The following is a 20,744-nucleotide window of genomic DNA, read 5'->3' as shown; positions in this document are numbered from 1 at the left end:
CATATCCTGTTAAGCCATCAATGCAATGAAGTTTCTTAGCTCGTTGGTATTTCCTTTTCTCTTGCTGGTGACTATAGCCGACTGCCACGAGAGTGCGTCAAGGCATCCGCCGTTTTGGGAGGAAATTCAAAACTTTAAGGAAGCGGACAGCAAAAGTTTCCCGGCCCGAAACGGAGTCTTATTCGCCGGCAGCTCCTCCTTCAGGTTGTGGACCGATCTCGAGGCAGTCTTTCAAGAGTATCATGCTATTAACCGGGGATTTGGCGGAGCTACGCTGGTTGATTTGAACCGTTATGCTGATGATGTTATTTTTCCGTATAGTCCCAGGCAGGTAGTTATCTATTGCGGCGAAAATGATCTGCCGGCAGATACGGTAACGGCACAAATGCTTCTTGGCAGATTTAAAACCCTGCTTGCAACTATTCGAAGCAGGTTGCCCAATGAGCCTATTGTGTACCTCTCAATTAAGCCCAGTATCGCGCGGAGGCGGTATATTCCATTAATACGCCAATGCAATCACCTGATTAGAGAGTATCTTAAGACACAGCCCAATACTACATTCGTTGATGTTTTTTCTTTGCTTTTAACAAAGGAGGGCAGGTTGCGGCCAGAATTATATAGAGCAGACCAGTTGCACCTCAATATGAGGGGATATGAGATATGGAGGATGGCAATAGCTCCCCATTTAATCAGAGACTCAGCCAATGTTAATTAAAAAGGCCCTGAAAGTAAATATCAGGGCCTTTTCGCTTGATTATATATAGCTTATTTTAATGTTCCGATAAGTTGAACAAGGTCGATTATCTTGTTAGAATATCCCCACTCGTTATCATACCATGAAACCACTTTAACGAAGTTGTCGTTCAATGCGATCCCTGCTTTAGCATCAAATACTGAGGTTTGGGTTTCACCGATAAAATCTGAAGAAACAACCTCATCTTCGGTATAACCTAAAATGCCTTTTAATTCACCTTCAGAGGCTTCTCTCATAGCAGCTTTAATGGCGTCGTATGTTGCAGATTTTTCCAGTTTTACTGTTAAATCAACCACGGATACGTCGGCAACCGGTACACGGAATGCCATACCAGTTAGTTTTCCTTTTAATGCAGGAATAACCAATGCAACGGCTTTAGCAGCTCCGGTAGAAGAAGGGATAATATTTTGGTAAGCACCACGTCCACCTCTCCAGTCTTTTGCCGAAGGTCCGTCAACTGTTTTCTGAGTGGCTGTAACCGCATGAATGGTGCTCATTAAGCCTTCAACAATACCAAATTTATCATTTAAAACCTTAGCAATTGGCGCTAAGCAGTTGGTAGTACATGATGCATTAGATACGATATGCTGATCTGCTTTTAATTCTTTGTGATTAACACCCATTACAAATGTTGGAGTGTCATCTTTCGCTGGAGCAGACATAACTACCTTTTTTGCTCCTGCCTGAATGTGTTTTCCTGCAGTATCCTGAGTTAAAAACAAACCAGTCGACTCGATTACTACTTCAGCACCAACTTCATCCCATTTAAGGTTAGCCGGATCTTTTTCAGCAGTTACACGAATGGTTTTTCCGTTTACAACCAGGTTGCCGTCTTTTACTTCGATAGTTCCCTCAAATTTTCCATGAGTAGAATCGTATCTTAACATATAAGCCATATAATCCGGCTCAACAAGGTCATTGATTCCAACAACCTCTATATCGTTACGTAGTGAAGCTGCTCTAAAAGCTAAGCGGCCAATGCGGCCGAAACCGTTGATTCCAATTTTCATCTTTTATTTATTTATGTTTCTAATAATCTCCAAACCGGCTGCAAATTTACGGCAGAGCTTTGGTTTTTTCTATGATTTAATTTTTATTCGAGTAATAATCCAATATATTATATATAGGCTCTTTTACTACCGAGTTTACCTGTAATCCGTATTTCCCTGCAACTTCTTCGAGCCAGTCCTGAAAACCAGAGGCAACTGTGCCTGCCATATGCAGCGGTACGTTTGGATATTGCTTGGAAAGAGGGATAATATATGTCTCGAAATATTTTTCAAACCCGCAGGTAACCAGCTTTTTTACGTACTCTTCTTTTTTATGATCTAATAAATAATCCGCAAAAGAGCTCAGGAAGAGTACAGGATAAGGTTGTTTATAAACTTTATCAAGGATTTGTTTTCTGTCGAGAGAGTATTTGCCGGTAAAGCTTTGCTGGAATTTTTTCGGAAGATCACCGATTAAATAATCTCGCAATAATATTTTGCCCATCCAGTTTGCCGAGCCTTCATCTCCTAAAACGAAACCAAGTCCGAAATTATTCTCCTTTATTTTTTTTCCATTAAAGTAAGCAGCGTTTGATCCGCTGCCCAAAATGCCCACTATTGCCGGCTTATCACGGCAGGTGGCAATAGCTGCAGCGGTTAAGTCGTGCTCTACAACAACTTTGCTGAACCTGAAGAAATTGGTGAATGCGTTTTCTATGATTTTCTGCCGGCTTTTTGAGAACGCCCCTGCTCCATAGAAATATATGCGTTTTATTTCTTCAGCATGATAAATCAACTCATTGGTTTTATTTAGCAGATGAGTGATAGATTTTTCATCATTGAAGAATGGGTTTATCCCGGATGTTTTAAAGTTAGAAACAATTTCTCCTTTATCAGAAAGTTTCCAATCTGCAAATCTGGATCCACTGTAAACAACTGCTATCATTAAAGGGATAAGATATACGACATTTCCATTAAATCATCTTCCAGTTTGAAGGAATGATTGTTAATTGCCTCAGTGAGTTCAGTTAGATGCATGGCATTTCCTTGTAATCCCACCATCTTTCTGGTTTCGCCCGCTATCAGAGCATTTACAGCTGCATAGCCCATACGGCTGGCTAAAATCCTGTCGAAGCTGCTTGGCGTTCCGCCTCGCTGAAGGTGGCCCAAAATGGTAACCTTAATATCGTAAAAGTTGAACTTTTCTTTAACGTGCTTTGCAACATTATAGGCTCCGCCATTCTTCTCGCCTTCTGCAATGATAACGATACTAGATGTCTTATGCTGGTCGGCGCCTGCTTCCAGTTTTTCAATCAGGTCATCAATGCCTGTCTCTTTTTCGGGAAGCAAGATAGCTTCAGCTCCGGCGGCAACTCCTGCACGAAGAGCAATGCAGCCCGAGTCGCGCCCCATTACTTCAACAAAGAACAAGCGGTCGTGCGAGGCAGCAGTATCTCTTATTTTGTCGATTGCTTCAATTACTGTATTGGTTGCAGTATCATAGCCCAAAGTAAAGTCTGTTCCATACAAATCATTATCAATGGTGCCCGGAACACACATTACCGGCATATCATATTCCCGGGATAAAAGCTCGGCGCCCGTAAATGTACCGTCGCCTCCTATAGCTACCAGGGCGTCAATTCCTTCTTCTTTTAAGTTTTTATAGGCGAGCGCCCTGCCTTCCGGAGTCCTGAACTCCATGCAGCGCGCTGTTTTTAAGATTGTACCGCCTTGCTGGATGATGTGAGCGACCGACTTCGAGTCCATATTACTGAACTTTTTATCGATCATCCCCTGGTAACCCTGGTGGATACCTACCATTTGTTTACCTAAATACAATCCTGTTCTTACTACTGCGCGTATACAGGCATTCATACCGGGAGCATCGCCCCCCGATGTAAAAACTCCTATTTTATTAATAACACTCAAGTGATAAAATTTTTTACGAATATAGGGTGTATTTTCTACACTAAGTATGATTATTGCAATTATTTTTTCCACCTTTGCGTAAAGGATTATATTTAAATCATAAACCAAGTATTTTGCAGCCCGGATTACCTTTATTCGAATCGGTATTTACAATAGATTGTGTCATCTTCGGTTTTCAGGAAGGTGAACTTAAAATTCTTTTAATCGAAAGGAATGAGGAGCCGTATAAAGATTGGTGGGCTCTTCCCGGGTTATTTGTCGAACACAATGAAGGCATTGATGTAGCGGCCGAGCGCATTTTGTATGAGCTTACCGGACTGCGGGATATCTATATGGAACAGCTTTATACTTTTGGGGAAGTGAACCGGCATCCCGATGGACGGGTTATTACCGTTGGGTATTATGCAATGATCAGGCTTACGGGACATAAGGAACTAAAGCCTGTTACAAACTATGCAAAAAAAGCCTTTTGGCACCCTGTATCCGATCTCCCAACCCTTGCTTTCGACCACACAGCTATCTTTGAAAAAAGCCTTCAAAAAATCAGGCGTAAGATAAGTTATCAGCCGATCGCTTTTGAGTTATTGCCAGAGAAATTTACACTTACCCAGCTGCAGCATGTATACGAGTCGATCCTGAATAAAAAGCTGGACAAGCGAAACTTTAGAAAGAAAATGCTGAATTACGGCATTTTAAAGGAGCTGGGGGAAAAACAAAGGGGAGTATCCTACAGAGCAGCCACCTTATATAAATTTGACCGTCGAAAATATGCTAAACTATTTCAGAAGGAGCTCTCTTTCATGAAAGAAGATTAGAAAAAGATTTCATCGCTCTAAGCATGAGAACTGTCTTATAAAAAAGGCTTGCCATCCGACGGGATAGCAAGCCTTTTTTAAGAATACCTGATTGTAATGGTTTTTTACTCTGCCTTAGCCGGATTTTCCATGTGAAACTTTACCAGGTCGTCTATAGGTGAGCGAATAAGCTTCCCAAGTTTCATTCCATATTCAGTTGCAACTTCTTCCAGTACATTTCTGAAATTGTATGCCACAGACCCAATGCAGTTAAGCTCATATTTTTGATAGTCTGGATAATGGCTTACAAGATTTTTGAAAAAATCGTTAAACGAGCTCTTCACCAGGTTGCGCGTGTACTCGATGTTTACTGTTGTATCATAAACAAATTTGCTGAATTGAGCACAAAAGCGGTTGGCCAGAGGCTTAGAATAAACATTTTCTAGTATATCATCCGGTGTGAGTTTATAGGTTTCCCAGAAACTCTCGCGCACGGCCTCTGGCATATACCCTCTCAGATAGTCGATAATCACTTTTTTGCCGATATAACAGCCACTGCCTTCATCTCCCAAAATATAGGCGCCCGAATCAATCTGATGACTAATGTCCTCGCCATCGTAAATGCAGGTGTTGGTGCCTGTGCCAAGAATGGCCGCGAAGCCAACTGATTTGCCCAGCAGTGCACGGGCCGCAGCCAGCAGATCGTGACCTACAAATATTTTGCTGCTATGGAACACTACCTTGAAAGCGTCTTTTAGCTCCTGAGCCTTCTCTTCATTGTGCACACCGGCGCCATAAAAGTTTACTTCAGTAATTTTATCGAACTCCAGATCTTCGGGAAGATTCTTTTTTAGTGATTCAATAACGTAGTCGCCATCCACAAAATAGGGGTTATATCCTTCGGTATTAAAGTATATCTTTTTACCCTCGTCATTTAAAAGGCACCAGTTAGTTTTAGTAGAACCTCCGTCAGCTATTATGATCATAGTTTTTTACAAAGTCCAAAAATAAATATTTATATGAGATTGTGTTAAAACAATCAAATACAATTTGTTTAACCGGGTTTTTGTTCCTGGTGTGCTGAACAAAACACTAAAGTTCTATGCCCGATCAGCCAGCTGATCTTTTAAAATAGCTTTCAGGCCTTCTAAAGTAACCGGTGGATAATCATGGTCCGCGACATCAGCGAGCGGCTCGAAGTCTTTTTCTGTTGCTTCAAGGATTCTCTCCAGGTCTTCTTTGGTTGCCGACAAGGTCACGGTTTCGCCGCTGGCATTAAACGAGTTTATTAAATGCGCCTCGAGCCCTAAGCGGCTGATTATAGTATTTAATCCTGGGCCATATTTTGGCGCTAGTTCGATATGCATACTGATGTTTCTTTGTTAAACAATTGTCAAGCCAGATCGTTGGCAATTATGAGTGAATAAAAACAACAAGTATAAACCACAGATTAAGAGACAAATACCTGTTTGTGAAAATACTTCATCCATTATGGTTTTTTGATGTTAATGAAGTATCTATCTAAAACGTCTGCTATGTATATATTATTTAAACGTCACGGAAACAAGCGTTTTTTTAAGCGCTATAAATCGATCGAAGAACTGAATGATGAGATTAGGAGAGGACATAACGAAAGTTTCCCCGGCAATAATCAGTTTTATTACAGTACAGAGGCCAGGCAAATAGAAATTCTTAATTCGCGTTTATCCATATTCAACTGCGAGGAATATCTGGAATCTTCAAATATCATTCAGTCGGAAGTAAGTGCGTAAGCGCTCTTTAAAAAAGCCCTGCATAAATGCAGAGCCTTACCAAACCAACTAAACCATCCTATAGTTTTGATAGCACCCATTTAAGGCGCTTCAAAGGTATGTGATGATGCGAAAATTGCTGTCGAGAGATGACAGTGTTTTCTTAAGATGAAATTGTTAAGGAAATGTTGCAGGACGCCCCCGATTTTTTGAAAACGGAAGGCCAGGGAACAAAAAAGCCCCATGAACCGGGGCCTTTTAGAATTATTGCAGGGTGTGTTACGCTCCCAGCTTAACTTTTAAGTTCTGATCAATAGCTTCAAGAAACTCTTCTGTATATAAGTAATCCGTGCCATGTTCCACTTTCGGTTTGATTGTAATAGCAAGGTCTTTGGTCATTTTGCCACTTTCAACTGTTTCAATACAAACCTGCTCGAGCTTGTTGCAGAAATCAATCAATTCCTGGTTGTTGTCTAACTTACCACGGAATTCTAAACCTCTGGTCCACGCAAAAATTGAAGCGATCGGGTTTGTAGAAGTTGGACGGCCTTTCTGATGCTCTCTATAGTGACGAGTTACCGTACCGTGTGCTGCCTCAGCTTCCATGGTTTTACCGTCTGGAGTAACCAGCGTAGAAGTCATCAATCCTAAGGAACCAAATCCCTGAGCAACGGTGTCAGACTGAACGTCGCCATCGTAGTTTTTACAAGCCCAAACAAAGTTTCCATTCCATTTTAATGCAGATGCCACCATGTCGTCAATCAGACGGTGCTCGTATATAAGTCCGAGCTTGTCAAATTGTGCTTTGAATTCTTTTTGATAGATATCTTCGAAGATATCTTTAAAACGTCCGTCGTATTTTTTAAGGATTGTATTTTTGGTAGACAGGTATAAAGGCCATTGTTTCATTAAAGCCTGGTTAAAGCAAGCGCGTGCAAATCCGATGATAGATTCATCAGTATTGTACATCGCTAACGCCACACCATCTCCTTTAAAGTTGAAAACTTCAAAAGATTGCTCTTCACCACCATCTTCAGGAGTGAATTTTATAGTCAGTTTACCTTTCCCTTTGGTTACGAAGTCGGTAGCCCGATACTGATCACCAAAAGCATGACGGCCAATACAGATAGGAGCAGTCCAGTTTGGCACCAAACGGGGTACATTATTCATTACAATTGGCTCACGAAACACAGTACCATCCAAAATATTACGGATAGTTCCGTTCGGCGATTTCCACATCTGTTTCAATCCAAACTCCTCTACACGGGCTTCATCAGGTGTGATAGTGGCGCATTTGATACCAACACCGTATTGTTTTATGGCATTTGCAGCATCAATAGTAACTTGGTCGTTTGTTTCGTCGCGGTACTCAATCCCTAAATCATAGTATTTAATATCAAGTTCAAGGTACGGTAGAATCAGCTTGTCTTTAATGAATTTCCAAATGATACGGGTCATTTCATCACCATCCAGCTCGACCACAGGATTAGCTACTTTGATTTTTTGTATAGACATCTTATAATATTTTATTGAGTAATTAATTTGTGAAGGCGCAAAGATATAAATTTTGAATAAAGAACGGTTTGCACATTGAAATGCTAAGATTAACAAACATTTGCCTTCTATGTTCCTTTTATATTAAAAACACAGACCAATGACAGACCCTAAAGATAAATTTTACCCAGGTTTTAATGACGAGAATCTGGATAGAGACGAAGATATAAAGAGAGAGCTTGGCGCCGAGGTAAGTAAAGACGACCTTTCTTATGATCCGGATAAGGATAGCTTTGAAATTGACGTAAAAAGTGAGGATGAAGATTACGATCATCCAGATCCCTACATCACTTCAGTGAAGAGCGGTAGTGACTTTGATTCGGACTTTGATGAGGCAAATATTACGGCGAACGATGAGTACCACCGCGCAAACGATGCCGCGGCTGAAATCCCGGAAACGGGTGAATATGGAATGCATATAGATAGCGGTAAAATAGTGCAGCTTGATCCGCTGGATGAGGAGTTGGCTATGACCCCTGAAGATGAACGCGATGATCTGGATGAGGAAGGCTATCCAAAAAACGATCTGGATAAGCGAGATAACGAATACTTGAAGTAAAAAAATGGCGGAGTTAGTTCACTAGCTCCGCCATTCCTCTTGCCCTGATACGGATAATACCGACGTAGCTGGCCCGCATCCCTTAATTAACATCCAGGTTGAATTTTCTCCTGAACTCTTCCAACTTAGGATTTTTGGCTACCATATGCTGATATTTTTCGTGCGAGGTGTAGAGCTTTTTCTTCTCGTTCTGCTCTGCCTGGCGGGTTATTATATCTATTCCGAAATTCTCAAGGGTTAACCGCAAGTGATTTAGCAGGTCGATCTTCTCCAGCATTAGTAGTTCTTCCTGAATCCGGTTATCAATAACCAGTTCGATCTTGAAATCGTCTAAAAGGGTAGGCGGATTGGCAGTCATGATAGTAAAGAGATTTATCTTACCGGCTTTTTTTATTTGAGCAGCATAATTGTTCCATACCCCCAGAAATGTTTCGGAACTAAAAGGAACCCGGCTTTCACCTGAAACATATTTTGGAGTATCTTCTTCTGCTTTATCTGAGTTTCCACTTAAGTCGTTAAGGTTCGGAATGATTGAAGGCACCGATTTTAAAGACTGTACAGATATTTTGGGTTTCTCCGCAGGCGCAACAGCCGGCTTTGGTGTTTCTGGCTTTGGTGCCTCTGCTTTCGGCTCCGACATCACACGCGGAGGGATATTAGCTGTTGGATAATCTTTTATGGGCTGATTTACAGCTGTTTCGGTCTCCTGTTGGGGTGCTTTTGCTAGGCCTTCTACTGCGGAATCAGGTTTTTTTTTTAATGTCTCTGCGGAAGCAGAGAGGTTTAAGGCTGAGGGGATATGGCATATCTTGATAAGCGAGAGCTCGACCTGCAAGCGTTGATTCTTGCTGTTTTTATAGTTGAGATCGCACTGATTCGCAATATTTAGAGCTGAAAGCAGAAAGGAGGGCGACGCGGCCTTTGATTGCTCGAGGTATTTTTGTCTGATTCCTTCGCTTACTTCTAATAATTTTAATGTCGAAGCGTCTTTACCCACCAGTAGATTTCTGAAATGCGAAGCAAGCCCGATTATAAAATTGTTACCATCGAAGCCGTTGGAAAGGATTTCGTCAAAAAGCAAAAGGGTATTGGCTATGTCTTCTTTCAGCAGATTGTCGGTTACATTGAAGTAGTAATCGTAATCAAGAATGTTTAGGTTGTCGATTACGGCTTTGTAACTTACATTCCGATTAGAGAAACTTACAATCTGATCAAACATCGATAATGCGTCCCTAAGACCGCCGTCAGCCTTCTGGGCAATCAGGTGCAAGCCATCATTGTCGTATTCAACACTTTCTTTTTTCGCTATCGCCGCAAGATGGCTGGCCATATCCTCAACGCGTATGCGGTTGAAGTCGAAAATTTGGCATCGCGAAAGAATTGTAGGTAGTATTTTATGCTTTTCCGTTGTTGCCAGGATGAAAATGGCGTAGGACGGAGGTTCTTCCAGTGTTTTCAAAAAGGCGTTAAATGCCGCCTGTGAAAGCATATGAACCTCATCTATAATATAGATCTTGTATTTTCCGGTTTGGGGAGGTATTCTAACCTGTTCAATTAAACTGCGGATATCATCTACAGAGTTATTAGAAGCCGCATCAAGCTCGTGAATACTAAACGAGTTGCCATTGAGGAAAGACCGGCACGATTCGCATTCGCCGCATGCTTCAACCTGAGGTGATAAATTTTGACAGTTGATTGTTTTAGCAAGGATTCTGGCGCAGGTTGTTTTTCCTACACCCCGCGGTCCGCAGAATAAAAAAGCCTGAGCCAGCTGATTGTTTTTGATGGCGTTTTTCAGGGTATTAGTGATATGTTGCTGACCTACAACGCTTTCGAACGTTGCTGGCCTGTACTTTCTCGCCGACACAATAAAATTATCCATCGCCTCTAAAATAATAAGAAGAAATCAGAATCGGGACAGGAGATTTGAGATTTTCATTAGCATCGTCTTAAACTATTAACACGAAATTTTAATTTTCTCCTGTAACCTTTTGATTAAGAACCCGGTAAAAGTATATATCTGGTTATTAGAGGTTTTATATTATAGTTTGTTTAAGGTTAGGTTTACAAAGCGTCGCACGACGCTTTTGTATTTTTAGTCTGTTTGAATTAAAAAGAAGGCGCGGTTTAATATAGCACCCGCCCGTACCAAGTGCCTCATTTACATGTATCTGCTTTTCCAAAAAACGCTTTGTTGTAAAGAATTTTATTGCTACATTTGCCTCCCCTTAAAAAGGGTAAATAATTAACAAAAACTACAAATGCAACAGTACGAAACACTAATCGTTCTTACCCCGTTGTTGTCTGAAGAAGCTACGAAAGAGGCAATTGCCAAATTTCGTGGTATTTTAACTGATAACGGAGCCGAAATTATCAATGAAGATAATTGGGGTTTGAAGAAACTAGCGTATCCGATCCAAAAGAAAACGACCGGATACTATCACCTAACTGAATTTAAGGCTCCGGGTGAACTAATTAACAAACTGGAGATTGAATACAGACGTGATGAGCGTATCATGCGTTTCTTAACCGTTGCTCTTGATAAGCATGCTATTGCTTACAGTGAGAAAAAACGTAGCGGAGCTTTCAACCAGAAGAAACAACAAACTGAGGAGGTAGCAGGATAATGGCAAGAGATCAAATTAAGTACGTTACTGCCCCTAAAGTAGAGGATAACCGTAAAAAGTATTGCCGTTTCAAAAAGAACGGAATCAAATACATCGACTACAAAGACGCTAACTTCCTTCTGAAGTTTATTAACGATCAGGGTAAAGTTTTACCTCGTCGTCTTACAGGAACTTCTCTTAAGTTTCAGCGTAAAGTAGCTCAGGCTGTTAAGCGCGCCCGTCATATTGGTATATTACCTTATGTAACAGATTCATTAAAATAGGGAGGTAAGCGAAATGGAAATTATTTTAAAACAAGATATTAAAAACCTTGGTGAGAAAGACGATGTAGTAACGGTAAAACCGGGATACGGTCGTAACTTCCTTATTCCAAAAGGTTATGGTGTTTTAGCTACTTCATCTGCTAAGAAAGTTTTAGCAGAAAATCTTAAGCAGGCACAATTCAAACAAGATAAAATTAAGAATGATGCTCTTGCTATTGCTGCAAGACTGGAAGGCGTTAAGTTAACTGTAGGTGCAAAAGCTGGCGAAAGCGGCAAGATCTTCGGTGCTGTAAACACTATCCAGGTAGCTGACGCCTTGAAGAAAGAAGGCTTTGAGGTTGACCGCAGAAGAATTACTTTCGAAACAGAACCTAAATTTGTTGGCGAGTATATCGCAAACCTTAACTTACATAAAGAAGTTAAAGTTCAGGTTCCTTTTGAAGTAGTAGCCGAATAACATATCTTTAGTTTGTTGAAAGACTTGTTCTTTTGACAACACTAAATCAAAAAAGGCGCTCTAATCGGGCGCCTTTTTTATTTTTAACTTATGCCACGAAAGAGAAGTACCAAGTCTGCATTTTCATTTAGAAGGATTTTAGGTATCGCCAAAAAGGTGATGCTCTGGTTCTTTGTAATATCTGTTTTATGGGTTATCATATATCGTTTCGTAGATCCGCCGGTAACCTGGTTAATGATACAGCGGGGTTTTGAACGCAAAGCAGATGGAAAAGACTGGAAGATTGACAAAGAATGGCTTAACTTCGACGAACTTTCTACCAACCTCAAATATGCCGCTATGGCCGGAGAAGACGCTAATTTTCTTCATCATTGGGGCTTCGATACAAAATCCATACAAAAAGCCTACGAAAAAAATCAGTCTGGGAAGCCCATGCAAGGTGGTAGTACTATCAGTCAGCAAACAGCCAAGAATGTGTTTTTATGGCCCGGCCGTTCGTGGGTCAGGAAGGGGTTTGAAGCCTACTTTACCGTCTTGATTGAAATATTCTGGAGTAAAAAGCGAATATTGGAAGTATACCTCAACGTGATAGAAATGGGCGACGGGATTTATGGAGCAGAAGCAGCAACCCGGTTTTATTACCGAAAACCTGCCACCCAATTAAGTAAGAGGCAAGCTGCCTTGTTAATTGCCGTATTACCCAACCCCCGTCGCTGGACACCGGCAAAACCAACCCCCTATATTTACAAGAAACAATATTTAATTTTGAGGAATATGCGGAGAATCAGAAATTTGAAATTCGAATAGTGCTTTGCTTAGGCAGGGATCAAACTTCCGAACAGTTTTTCATGCCAGCTAAGCTTAAAAGGAACTTCCCAATGCTGTTCGAACTCGTCTACCGTCTGAACCAGGTTATTAAACACAATAGTGCCCTTCGTTACTTTTCCTTCGGTAATCAATTTTTCAAACTCTCCGCGATCGCAGGAAGCGACGCCGGAAGCATCCCGGTAGGCGATGTTGAAGCGGTCAAAAAGACTGATGTTCAATTCCTGTTCAAGTTGTTTCATCAGATTCACTGATTTATCTATCGAACATCCCGTTGCTCCGGCCAATTCTTCGTCCACCATCAGTACAATAAAGCGGTTATAATATATGGTGGCTTTAGCTGTAAGTTTGTTTCCGTGGGCTTCCCATTGGGATAAGAAAGCGCCGAGCTTTTCGTTGATATGCTGTTCTTCCTGGGAAGAAAAAGGACGGTTTGACTGATAAATCCAAACTCTGGATCTTTTAGAAATTTCCATAATTCAAATTTACAAATTATTAAATTCGCAAGTGCTTACGCGCCCGCATATTATGTTTGTCAGATGTAAAAACGTATGGTATCTTACTATTCTTTGCGTAAGTATGGCTTTGACTCTGAGCAGTTGGCGCTTTTCTAAATATGAAGAATCCTGGGAATGGATTCAGCGATGCCTGTTACAATCTTATAATCAGTTTTCGGAAACCAGTTTGAAAAAATGGGATCTGTCTGTAAGTCCTGAAGGGTTTTTTCGTTTGAAAAAAATATTCCCTTCCGGGAAACAAGAATATTTTTCTTTTAATATTTCCCGTCTGAAAGATATTAGCTTTAAGGGGAGTTCCGATTCTGGCGAAATTATCTTTACAACCCGGGAAGATGACATTATTGTACAGACCTATAACGACCCTCATGGAAATATCGATTCGATGTCTACCGTATTTAAGCTTCCGGTTTTAGGCATGGAGACACAAAAGCTAGATAGCCTGCGCAATGCTTTATTAATGTTTAAACACTGATTTTTTTGCAAACGCTCTAACAAATATGTTGCAATATTGAAATATTGAACATATATTTGCTCGACACACGAACACCTATAATGACAAATTTCAAACTATTTGCACGCGAATTTATCAGATTAATGCCCGGTTTCATTAAGTTCGTATATAACCGCAGCATCAAAAGTTAGGCTTACAGGTTATTCGCTTTCAGTGTAATTTCGGCAATATCTAACACTTCAATTTCAGTCTCTTTATTAAAATGCTTTACGCCATCGCGTAGCATTATCATGCAGAAAGGGCACGCAGACGCTACCACGCTGGCCTGATGACTTATTACCTCTTCAATTCTTTCTACGTTAATGTCTTTTGTGCCTGGTTCTGGTTCTTTAAACAATTGGGCTCCGCCCGCTCCGCAGCACAATCCGTTAGCTTTACAGCGTTTCATTTCTATCAGATCAGCATCCAGTGCCTCAAGCGCTTTGCGCGGAGCTTCGTAGATTTTGTTCCCTCTTCCTAAATAACACGGATCGTGAAACGTTATTTTCTTGCCTTTGAAGCCTTCTCCATCTGCGGAAACGAGTTTTCCTTCATCAATCAATTGTTGTATGAGCTGAGAGTGGTGGATCACGTCGTAGCTTCCTCCCAAATCCGGGTATTCATTCTTGATGATATTGAAGCAATGGGGGCATCCTGTTACAATCTTTTTAATATCATAGGCATTTAAAATTTCAATATTGGTTAAAGCCTGCATCTGAAAAAGAAACTCGTTGCCTGCCCGTTTAGCCGGATCTCCGGTACATGACTCCTCAGTGCCCAGCACAGCATATTTAATCCCGACGTGCTGCAATATCTTACAAATTGCACGTGTAATTCTCTGGGCTCTTTCATCAAAGCTTCCGGCGCATCCCACCCAAAAAAGTATTTCGGGTTGCTCGCCCTTTGCGGCCATCTCCGACATGGTAGGCACTTGTAAGGTTTGGTGGGTAGTGGTGTTGTCTGATTCGTTGTTCATTACTAAATATTTTTTGCCCAGTTAAACCGGTCGGCCGGCGAGTATTTCCAGGGTGCAGCGTTGTTCTCAATGTTACTAAGCATGTTGTTGATACTCGGCGATGCTTTAGACTCTTCCATGATAGCGTAGCGTCTTAAATCGAGTATGATCGCAAGGGGGTCGATGTTTACCGGACATGCTTTTATACAAGCCTGGCAGGTAGTACAGGCCCAGATCTCTTCGCGGCTTATGTAATCGTCCAGCAAGGATTTTCCGTCGGTGTAATCGTTTCCGTGTTTGTCGATATTGAGTCCTACCTCTGTGAGCCGGTCGCGGGTGTCCATCATGATTTTTCGGGGCGACAATAGTTTCCCGGTAATATTGGCAGGGCACTCCGAAGTGCATCTTCCGCATTCGGTGCAGGTATATGCGTCCATCAAACTCTTCCACGACAGATCTTTGACATCTCTGGCTCCAAAGCTGCCGGTATGAGCAGTTTCCGGAGTATACGATGGATCGATCATGGCTTTCACTTCATTAGTAACCGAGGGCATATTGTTTAACCATGCCTTGGGCCGAAGATTGGAGTAATAGGTGTTGGGAAATGCCATGATGATATGGAAATGCTTGGAGTAGGGCAAATAATTAAGAAAGATGAATATGCCTACAATATGTAGCCACCAAAAAGAGCGTTCTATTATGTGCAGGCTGGCTTGGTCGGAAGGCAGCACGCTGCCTAGTAGCTGGCTTACCGGGAATGCAGATAGACTTAGGGAGCTATCGGAGAACAGTCTCAGCATTTTATAATCGGCAGCGTTCATAAGCAGGAAAGCCGACATTAATATTATCTCGAAGTAGAGGATGTAATTCGCGTCTGATCTGGGCCATTCGGTCATCTCCGTTCCGAAAAAACGTTTTACTTTGAGGATATTCCTTCTGATTAAGAATACAATACATGCTATCAATACGCTGGCCGCCAGCCATTCAAATGAGGCGATAAGGAAGATATAGAATCCTCCAAGCGGTTGGGAAAAAATACGATGGGTGCCAAGCAATCCGTCAATTACAATCTCGAGTACCTCAATATTGATAATAATGAACCCTGCATATACGAAGAAGTGTAAAACGGCGGGAATCGGTCTCGCTGCCATCTTGGTTTGACCAAAGGCTACTTTAGTCATTACCAGCCAACGTTTTGAAGGATTATCAGAGCGATCTTCAGGCCGGCCGATTCGGATATTGCGTGTGATTTTCCTTACGTTTTTAGTGAAAAGAATGACGGCGACTATTAAAAAAAGTAAAAAAAGGATTTGTTGAATCATATTGTGCAGGCCTGAACCCGATGGTGTTTTACTCTATGTGTTCTGAGGGGTAAAAGTTAGGAAAAAATCTCGTTTAACGGTAAAATAGGAATATTTTAAAAAATGTTTTTATAAACCAAAAAAGACGCTACATTTGCAGTCCCAAAGGGGCTGGTACCATAGCTCAGTTGGTAGAGCAAAGGACTGAAAATCCTTGTGTCGCTGGTTCGATTCCAGCTGGTACCACAGAAAAAACCTCAGAGAAATCTGGGGTTTTTTTACTTAGGGAGTTTAGCTCAGTTGGTTTAGAGCATCACGTCGACAACGTGAGGGTCACTGGTTCGAATCCAGTAATTCCCACAGAAAAAATCATTGGATTGGCTCAAGCGTTTTGCGTCTGGCCTGAGCGTCCTGTCTAGCCGTTTAATATGCACCAAAACGGTACCTTCTCGTACAGACGCGCCTCTAAAATTGTCACCATCAAGCTCGTTGATTCATTCGCATTACCTCTTGTATCTTTATTATGATACTAACAACCTTTTTTACGACAGACCGTAATAGGCATTGTGGGGTAGGGTTTGAGGAAAGAACTCCACATATAATATCATTAAATATGATAAAAACTTATCAAAGTCTGATCAGTCCCGTTTGCATTCAAAGAGGGCTAAAAATCTTTTTTTTCCTGGTTCTATGTACACTGATTCTCTCGCCAGCCTTGGCGCAATCAGGCAAAATGAGGTTTAAAAACATCTCTGTGAATGACGGATTATCGCAAAATCATGTGCAGGCTATTTTGAGGGATAGCCGGGGGTTTATGTGGTTTGGCACGCGTGATGGATTGAATCGTTACGATGGATATACTTATAAAATCTATAAAGAAGATCGGAACAAAAAAGGTGCGATAAGCAGTGGTTTCATAAACGATATTATCGAAGACAAGGATGGTAATATATGGGTAGGAACCAGTCACGGCCTCAATAAATACGATAGAAATTCAGATACTTTTACGCTGTACAGTCCGGCAGGCATTTCCCTAAAGATCAGCGACCTCATGATCGACAGCCAGCAAAGGTTGTGGATCACTGCTGCAAATTACGGCCTTCTTCATTTCGATCCTGTGAAAAAGAAATTTACAGGCTACATCAGCGATCCTAAAAATCCGAATACTTTGGAGTCAAAAGAGGCCATTAAGGTATTCGAATACGATAAAAATACATTATGGATTGTAGTCAGACAGGGTCTTGAAGAATTAGACCTGAGAACCAATTCGATTCGCCATATCAGGCATGATCCTAATGATCCTAAAAGTATTGGACAGGATAAAGTGCGCGATGTTTTCAGAGATTCAAAAGGGCAGATCTGGCTTTCTCTATATCGGAGAGGCCTTTCCAGGTTTAATAAATCAGACAAGTCGTTTACAGATTACCCTTACAATCCAGACAAGCCAAACGGTCTTACCGAATCATTTATTTTAACCATCAATGAAGGTCCGGATGGAAAGCTTTGGCTGGGAATGGAAAATAAAGGTATTTGTGTTTTCGATTACAATACACTCAGCTCCGTGAGCTACGAGCCTGAGCCTTTTAATCCGGCGAGTTTGAGTCACCAGTATGTGCGGGTGATTTATGATGACAATAATGGAAGTATTTGGGCCGGAACTCAGGCCGGTGGCGTCAATCAATTGTCTGTCAGTGGAAACAAATTTTCACACTTCACTCAAGTGGTCGGTTCCGGCGGCTTGAGTAATAAAAATGTATTCGCGTTGCACGAAGATAGAAACGGACTGTTGTGGATTGGGACAGACGGGGGCGGACTGAATATTTACGATCCTAAAAAGAATAGTTTCTCAGTGCTTAGGGCCGATTCAACTAAAATCGGCCGGGCCATCAGCTCAGATTTTATTTCGTCTATAGAACAAATTGAACAGGATAAACTGGCAATAGGATATGGTAGAGACGGCGGTCTGGACTTTTTCAATTTTGAGACTAAGAAATTTACTCATTTTAAAACTGAAGTTAAGGGCGATCCGAAAACAGTTGCGGGTAAGACACTTAACGATATAGTAAAAGATTATAACGGAGATATCTGGATTGGCGGCGGCGGAAGTGGATTAAACCGGTTCAACGTTGATAGTAACACCTTTACAAAATTTAAAAACTTAGATTCGGATGTTAGCCGGATAAGCAGTAATGTAGTCAATACCTTGTTTCAGGACCGGGATGGAAATCTCTGGGTCGGGACAAATGTCGGCCTTGACCTGTTCAACAGGGACGACAACTCATTTACACATTTTGTTTCATCGCCTGGAAGAAATGGGTTGGGAGCAGACGGAGTAAATTATATACTGGGCGATAAGAATGGTGATTTGTGGATAGCTACAAACGGAGGACTGACTTTTATGGATATAAAAACCAGAAAGTTCTTAACCTATACCACTCATGATGGCCTGCCGAACAATTTGGTCAGAGGTGTTTTGCAAGACCGGCAAGGAAATTTGTGGATAAGTACCAGCAATGGGTTATCTAAGTTCGATGCTAATAGTAAAAGATTTTCAAACTTTGATCTGAGTGACGGACTCCAGTCCCGGGAGTTCAATATCGGAGCATGTTTTATGGGTCAAGACGGCACCATGTACTTCGGCGGGGTAAACGGGTTTAACGCATTTCATCCAGATAGTATTAAGTACAACAAGGCGGTACCTCCGGTAGTACTAACAGATTTTTTATTGGTTAATAAAGATATTGCTATTGGCGAAGGCTCTCCTTTAAAGAAGAGTATAAGTGAAACGAAGGAAATTGTTCTGGCATACGACGAGGCAGCGTTTTTCTCTTTTGAGTTCGCCGCCTTGAACTTTATTTCCCCTGAAAAAAATCGCTACGCTTATAAACTCGAGGGTTTTGATCACGAATGGATATCTTCGGGGTCAAAACGCTTTGCAACTTATACTAACCTCGCCCCGGGAACCTACACTTTTCATGTGAAAGCATCTAATAACGACGGGGTATGGAATGAAAAGGGTACTTCGGTGAGGATAATAATCATGCCGCCCTTCTATCTTACCTGGTGGTTTAAGGTACTATTGATTCTCGCTATCGGAGGAGCCATTTATGCCTTTTTCTTGTATCGTACCAGAGCTCTAAACGTTCAGAAAGAGGAGTTAGAAAAGCAGGTTGAGGCACGCACCCTTGAACTTGCGGCGCAGGCGGATGACCTTCAGAGCATAAATGAGGAGCTTCAGGCGCAATCTGAAGAACTGCAGACTCAATCTGAAGAGCTCCAAATGCAAACCAAGGAAGCTCAGCTGGCGCGAGAAGAAGCTGAAAAAGCGAATTTGGCAAAAAGCACATTCCTGGCGGTAATGAGCCACGAAATCAGGACGCCAATGAATGGGGTGCTCGGTATGTCGTCTTTACTGTGTGAGACGTCTTTGGATCCTGAACAGCGCGAGTACGCCGAAACTATAAAAACTAGCGGAGATGCTTTACTAAATGTAATTAATGATATTCTGGATTTTTCCAAAGCCGAATCTGGAAGTTTGGAGCTTGATCCGCACGATTTTGATCTCCGGAAATGTGTGGAAGAAGTACTGGATGTGTTTTCAGGCCGTTCAAGCCAGCTGGGGATTGATTTAATCAGCTATGTAGACCCTAAAATTACCTCACATCTTATTGGCGATAGCCTCAGGCTGCGTCAGGTATTAATCAATCTGGTTGGTAATGCACTTAAGTTTACGCACCAGGGCGAAGTTTATCTTGGCGTTACCTTGGCTAAGGAAGATAGTAATGGTGAATTCGTATTGCATTTCGAAGTAAAGGATTCTGGAATTGGAATTCCGGAAGATAAAATAGGCCGGCTGTTTAAAGCTTTTTCACAGGTAGACTCCTCTATTACACGAAAATATGGAGGCACCGGTTTAGGACTGGTGATATGCGACAGACTGGTAACGCTGATGGACGGCCAGATCGATGTTGAGAGCCAGTTTGGTCAAGGTTCTACCTTTAGTTTTACAATATCCCTTCCAAAAGGAAAAGACATTCTTGACGATGCCGGAATATTGTTAACCGCTCAACGAGGAAAGCGTGTTCTAATAGTGGACGATAATCGAACTAATCTTCGTATTCTTCGTCTTCAACTGGAACAGTGGCATCTGGTAGTGGAAGATGCTTCTTCGGGCAAAGAAGCACTGGAACTGCTCAAAGAACGGCCTGCTTTCGATTTGGTTGTAACTGATATGCAAATGCCCGAGATTGACGGTGTGGGCTTAAGTGAGGAGATTAAGAAAGTGTCGTCCGAACTTCCCATAATTTTGCTGAGCTCAATTGGTGACGAAACCAGGAAAAAATATTCCCATCTATTCAGCGCGATAATTACCAAGCCTGTAAAGCAACAGCAGCTTCTTAGGGTAGTTCAACAGGCGTTTAACAGTTCTAAACCTGTTGCAAAAGAGGTTAAGCCGACCAATGTTCTGCAAGAGGAGTTCGCCCTTCAGAATCCTTTAAGTATTTTGATTGCCGAAGACAACCTGATCAATCAAAAGCTGATCATTAAAGTATTGTCTAAACTTGGATATGCCGCTTTGGTAACAGCTACAGGCCTTGAAGTTATTGATGCGTTTGACAAGAAATTTCATGAGGTGATCTTAATGGATATTCAGATGCCGGAAATGGACGGTTTGGAAGCTACCCGGCAGATTCGCCAGAGGTTTGAAAAACAGCCTGTTATCGTGGCGATGACAGCTAATGCGATGGTTGAGGATAAAGAGGAATGCTTCGCTGCTGGGATGGATTACTATATTTCGAAACCTATCAATATGGAAGAGCTCTTAAAAGTTCTTGAAGAAGCTTCGAGAAAATTTTCAGGACTAAGTTCGGTGACCCAGATCGAAAGTTGATGATTGAAACGCTTTTCTATACTCGTAGCCCAAAAGCCATCCAATGTCTTTAGGGAAAAAACAAGGCCTTGTCAGTTTGTGACAAGG

General features: G+C 41.7%; 20 protein-coding genes and 2 tRNA genes. 12 read left to right on the top strand and 10 right to left on the bottom strand.

Annotated features, from left to right (window positions below; genetic code table 11):
- The first annotated feature begins 25 nt into the window (after nt 1-25).
- Nucleotides 26-715, top strand: a complete 690-nt coding sequence (locus J3P43_RS18590; protein ID WP_255905274.1) for a GDSL-type esterase/lipase family protein — start codon at nt 26-28, stop codon at nt 713-715.
- A 50-nt stretch (nt 716-765) separates the two neighbouring features.
- Here the strand turns inward: J3P43_RS18590 and gap are convergent, their stop codons facing one another.
- The 3 genes from gap to pfkA form a co-directional block, all read right to left on the bottom strand.
- Complete coding sequence (gene gap / locus J3P43_RS18585) at nt 766-1,764, bottom strand: type I glyceraldehyde-3-phosphate dehydrogenase (protein WP_255905272.1); 999 nt, start codon at nt 1,762-1,764, stop codon at nt 766-768.
- Between the two features lie 76 nt (nt 1,765-1,840).
- On the bottom strand, nt 1,841-2,689 hold the full coding sequence (locus J3P43_RS18580) for a hypothetical protein (protein WP_255905270.1): 849 nt from the start codon (nt 2,687-2,689) through the stop codon (nt 1,841-1,843).
- The gene (pfkA, locus tag J3P43_RS18575) at nt 2,689-3,672 is read right to left on the bottom strand and encodes a 6-phosphofructokinase (RefSeq protein WP_255905268.1); all 984 of its coding nucleotides are present in this window, start codon (nt 3,670-3,672) and stop codon (nt 2,689-2,691) included. Before pfkA ends, J3P43_RS18580 begins: the two co-directional genes overlap by 1 nt.
- A gap of 113 nt (nt 3,673-3,785) precedes the next feature.
- Here pfkA and J3P43_RS18570 point away from each other — a divergent pair, with 113 nt between their 5' ends.
- Entirely contained in the window at nt 3,786-4,487 is a 702-nt protein-coding gene (locus J3P43_RS18570; RefSeq protein ID WP_255905266.1) for an NUDIX hydrolase, read from the top strand.
- A gap of 104 nt (nt 4,488-4,591) precedes the next feature.
- On the opposite strand, the gene J3P43_RS18565 is transcribed toward J3P43_RS18570, so the two are convergent.
- Complete coding sequence (locus J3P43_RS18565; RefSeq protein ID WP_255905264.1) at nt 4,592-5,452, bottom strand: N-acetylglucosamine kinase; 861 nt, start codon at nt 5,450-5,452, stop codon at nt 4,592-4,594.
- A gap of 114 nt (nt 5,453-5,566) precedes the next feature.
- Complete coding sequence (locus J3P43_RS18560) at nt 5,567-5,833, bottom strand: hypothetical protein (protein ID WP_255905262.1); 267 nt, start codon at nt 5,831-5,833, stop codon at nt 5,567-5,569.
- A 168-nt stretch (nt 5,834-6,001) separates the two neighbouring features.
- On the opposite strand from J3P43_RS18560, the gene J3P43_RS18555 reads away from it, so the two are divergent.
- Entirely contained in the window at nt 6,002-6,238 is a 237-nt protein-coding gene (locus J3P43_RS18555) for a hypothetical protein (protein ID WP_255905260.1), read from the top strand.
- Nucleotides 6,239-6,496: 258 nt separating this feature from the next.
- On the opposite strand, the gene J3P43_RS18550 is transcribed toward J3P43_RS18555, so the two are convergent.
- Nucleotides 6,497-7,732, bottom strand: a complete 1,236-nt coding sequence (locus J3P43_RS18550) for an NADP-dependent isocitrate dehydrogenase (protein WP_255905258.1) — start codon at nt 7,730-7,732, stop codon at nt 6,497-6,499.
- A 139-nt stretch (nt 7,733-7,871) separates the two neighbouring features.
- Between J3P43_RS18550 and J3P43_RS18545 the strand changes: the two genes are divergently transcribed.
- Nucleotides 7,872-8,330, top strand: coding sequence for a hypothetical protein (locus J3P43_RS18545; protein WP_255905256.1), 459 nt, complete (start codon nt 7,872-7,874; stop codon nt 8,328-8,330).
- 82 nt (nt 8,331-8,412) lie between these two features.
- Here the strand turns inward: J3P43_RS18545 and J3P43_RS18540 are convergent, their stop codons facing one another.
- Nucleotides 8,413-10,212 (bottom strand): DNA polymerase III subunit gamma/tau, encoded by a 1,800-nt coding sequence (locus J3P43_RS18540; protein WP_255905254.1) that lies wholly within the window; start codon nt 10,210-10,212, stop codon nt 8,413-8,415.
- A 379-nt stretch (nt 10,213-10,591) separates the two neighbouring features.
- On the opposite strand from J3P43_RS18540, the gene rpsF reads away from it, so the two are divergent.
- The 4 genes from rpsF (at nt 10,592) to mtgA (ending at nt 12,484) form a co-directional block, all read left to right on the top strand.
- The gene (gene rpsF, locus J3P43_RS18535; protein ID WP_255905252.1) at nt 10,592-10,957 is read left to right on the top strand and encodes a 30S ribosomal protein S6; all 366 of its coding nucleotides are present in this window, start codon (nt 10,592-10,594) and stop codon (nt 10,955-10,957) included.
- Nucleotides 10,957-11,220 carry a 30S ribosomal protein S18 gene (gene rpsR, locus J3P43_RS18530; RefSeq protein ID WP_255905249.1) on the top strand — a complete coding sequence of 88 codons (264 nt, stop codon included), beginning with the start codon at nt 10,957-10,959 and terminating at the stop codon, nt 11,218-11,220. The genes rpsF and rpsR overlap by 1 nt, the downstream gene beginning before the upstream one ends.
- A gap of 13 nt (nt 11,221-11,233) precedes the next feature.
- A complete protein-coding gene (gene rplI / locus J3P43_RS18525; RefSeq protein ID WP_255905247.1) occupies nt 11,234-11,677 on the top strand; it encodes a 50S ribosomal protein L9 in 444 nt (147 codons plus the stop codon).
- Nucleotides 11,678-11,767: 90 nt separating this feature from the next.
- On the top strand, nt 11,768-12,484 hold the full coding sequence (gene mtgA, locus J3P43_RS18520; protein ID WP_255905245.1) for a monofunctional biosynthetic peptidoglycan transglycosylase: 717 nt from the start codon (nt 11,768-11,770) through the stop codon (nt 12,482-12,484).
- A gap of 8 nt (nt 12,485-12,492) precedes the next feature.
- Here mtgA and J3P43_RS18515 read toward each other — a convergent pair whose 3' ends face one another.
- Nucleotides 12,493-12,978, bottom strand: a complete 486-nt coding sequence (locus tag J3P43_RS18515) for an ABC transporter ATPase (RefSeq protein WP_255905243.1) — start codon at nt 12,976-12,978, stop codon at nt 12,493-12,495.
- Between the two features lie 103 nt (nt 12,979-13,081).
- On the opposite strand from J3P43_RS18515, the gene J3P43_RS18510 reads away from it, so the two are divergent.
- Entirely contained in the window at nt 13,082-13,492 is a 411-nt protein-coding gene (locus tag J3P43_RS18510) for a hypothetical protein (protein WP_255905241.1), read from the top strand.
- A gap of 172 nt (nt 13,493-13,664) precedes the next feature.
- Here the strand turns inward: J3P43_RS18510 and J3P43_RS18505 are convergent, their stop codons facing one another.
- Entirely contained in the window at nt 13,665-14,486 is an 822-nt protein-coding gene (locus J3P43_RS18505; RefSeq protein WP_255905239.1) for a (Fe-S)-binding protein, read from the bottom strand.
- 2 nt (nt 14,487-14,488) lie between these two features.
- Nucleotides 14,489-15,787, bottom strand: a complete 1,299-nt coding sequence (locus tag J3P43_RS18500; RefSeq protein ID WP_255905237.1) for a 4Fe-4S dicluster domain-containing protein — start codon at nt 15,785-15,787, stop codon at nt 14,489-14,491.
- A 152-nt stretch (nt 15,788-15,939) separates the two neighbouring features.
- On the opposite strand from J3P43_RS18500, the gene J3P43_RS18495 reads away from it, so the two are divergent.
- From J3P43_RS18495 to J3P43_RS18485, 3 genes are all read left to right on the top strand, one after another.
- Nucleotides 15,940-16,012: transfer RNA gene (locus J3P43_RS18495), tRNA-Phe, on the top strand.
- Nucleotides 16,013-16,051: 39 nt separating this feature from the next.
- Nucleotides 16,052-16,126 (top strand) — tRNA-Val (locus J3P43_RS18490).
- Nucleotides 16,127-16,379: 253 nt separating this feature from the next.
- A complete protein-coding gene (locus J3P43_RS18485; RefSeq protein ID WP_255905235.1) occupies nt 16,380-20,657 on the top strand; it encodes a hybrid sensor histidine kinase/response regulator in 4,278 nt (1,425 codons plus the stop codon).
- The last annotated feature ends 87 nt before the right edge of the window (nt 20,658-20,744 follow it).

This window comes from Paradesertivirga mongoliensis, assembly GCF_024436395.1.
Lineage (GTDB): Bacteria > Bacteroidota > Bacteroidia > Sphingobacteriales > Sphingobacteriaceae > Paradesertivirga > Paradesertivirga mongoliensis.
Note: the sequence above shows the minus strand (reverse complement) of the source record. Positions and strands in the feature narration are given on the sequence as shown.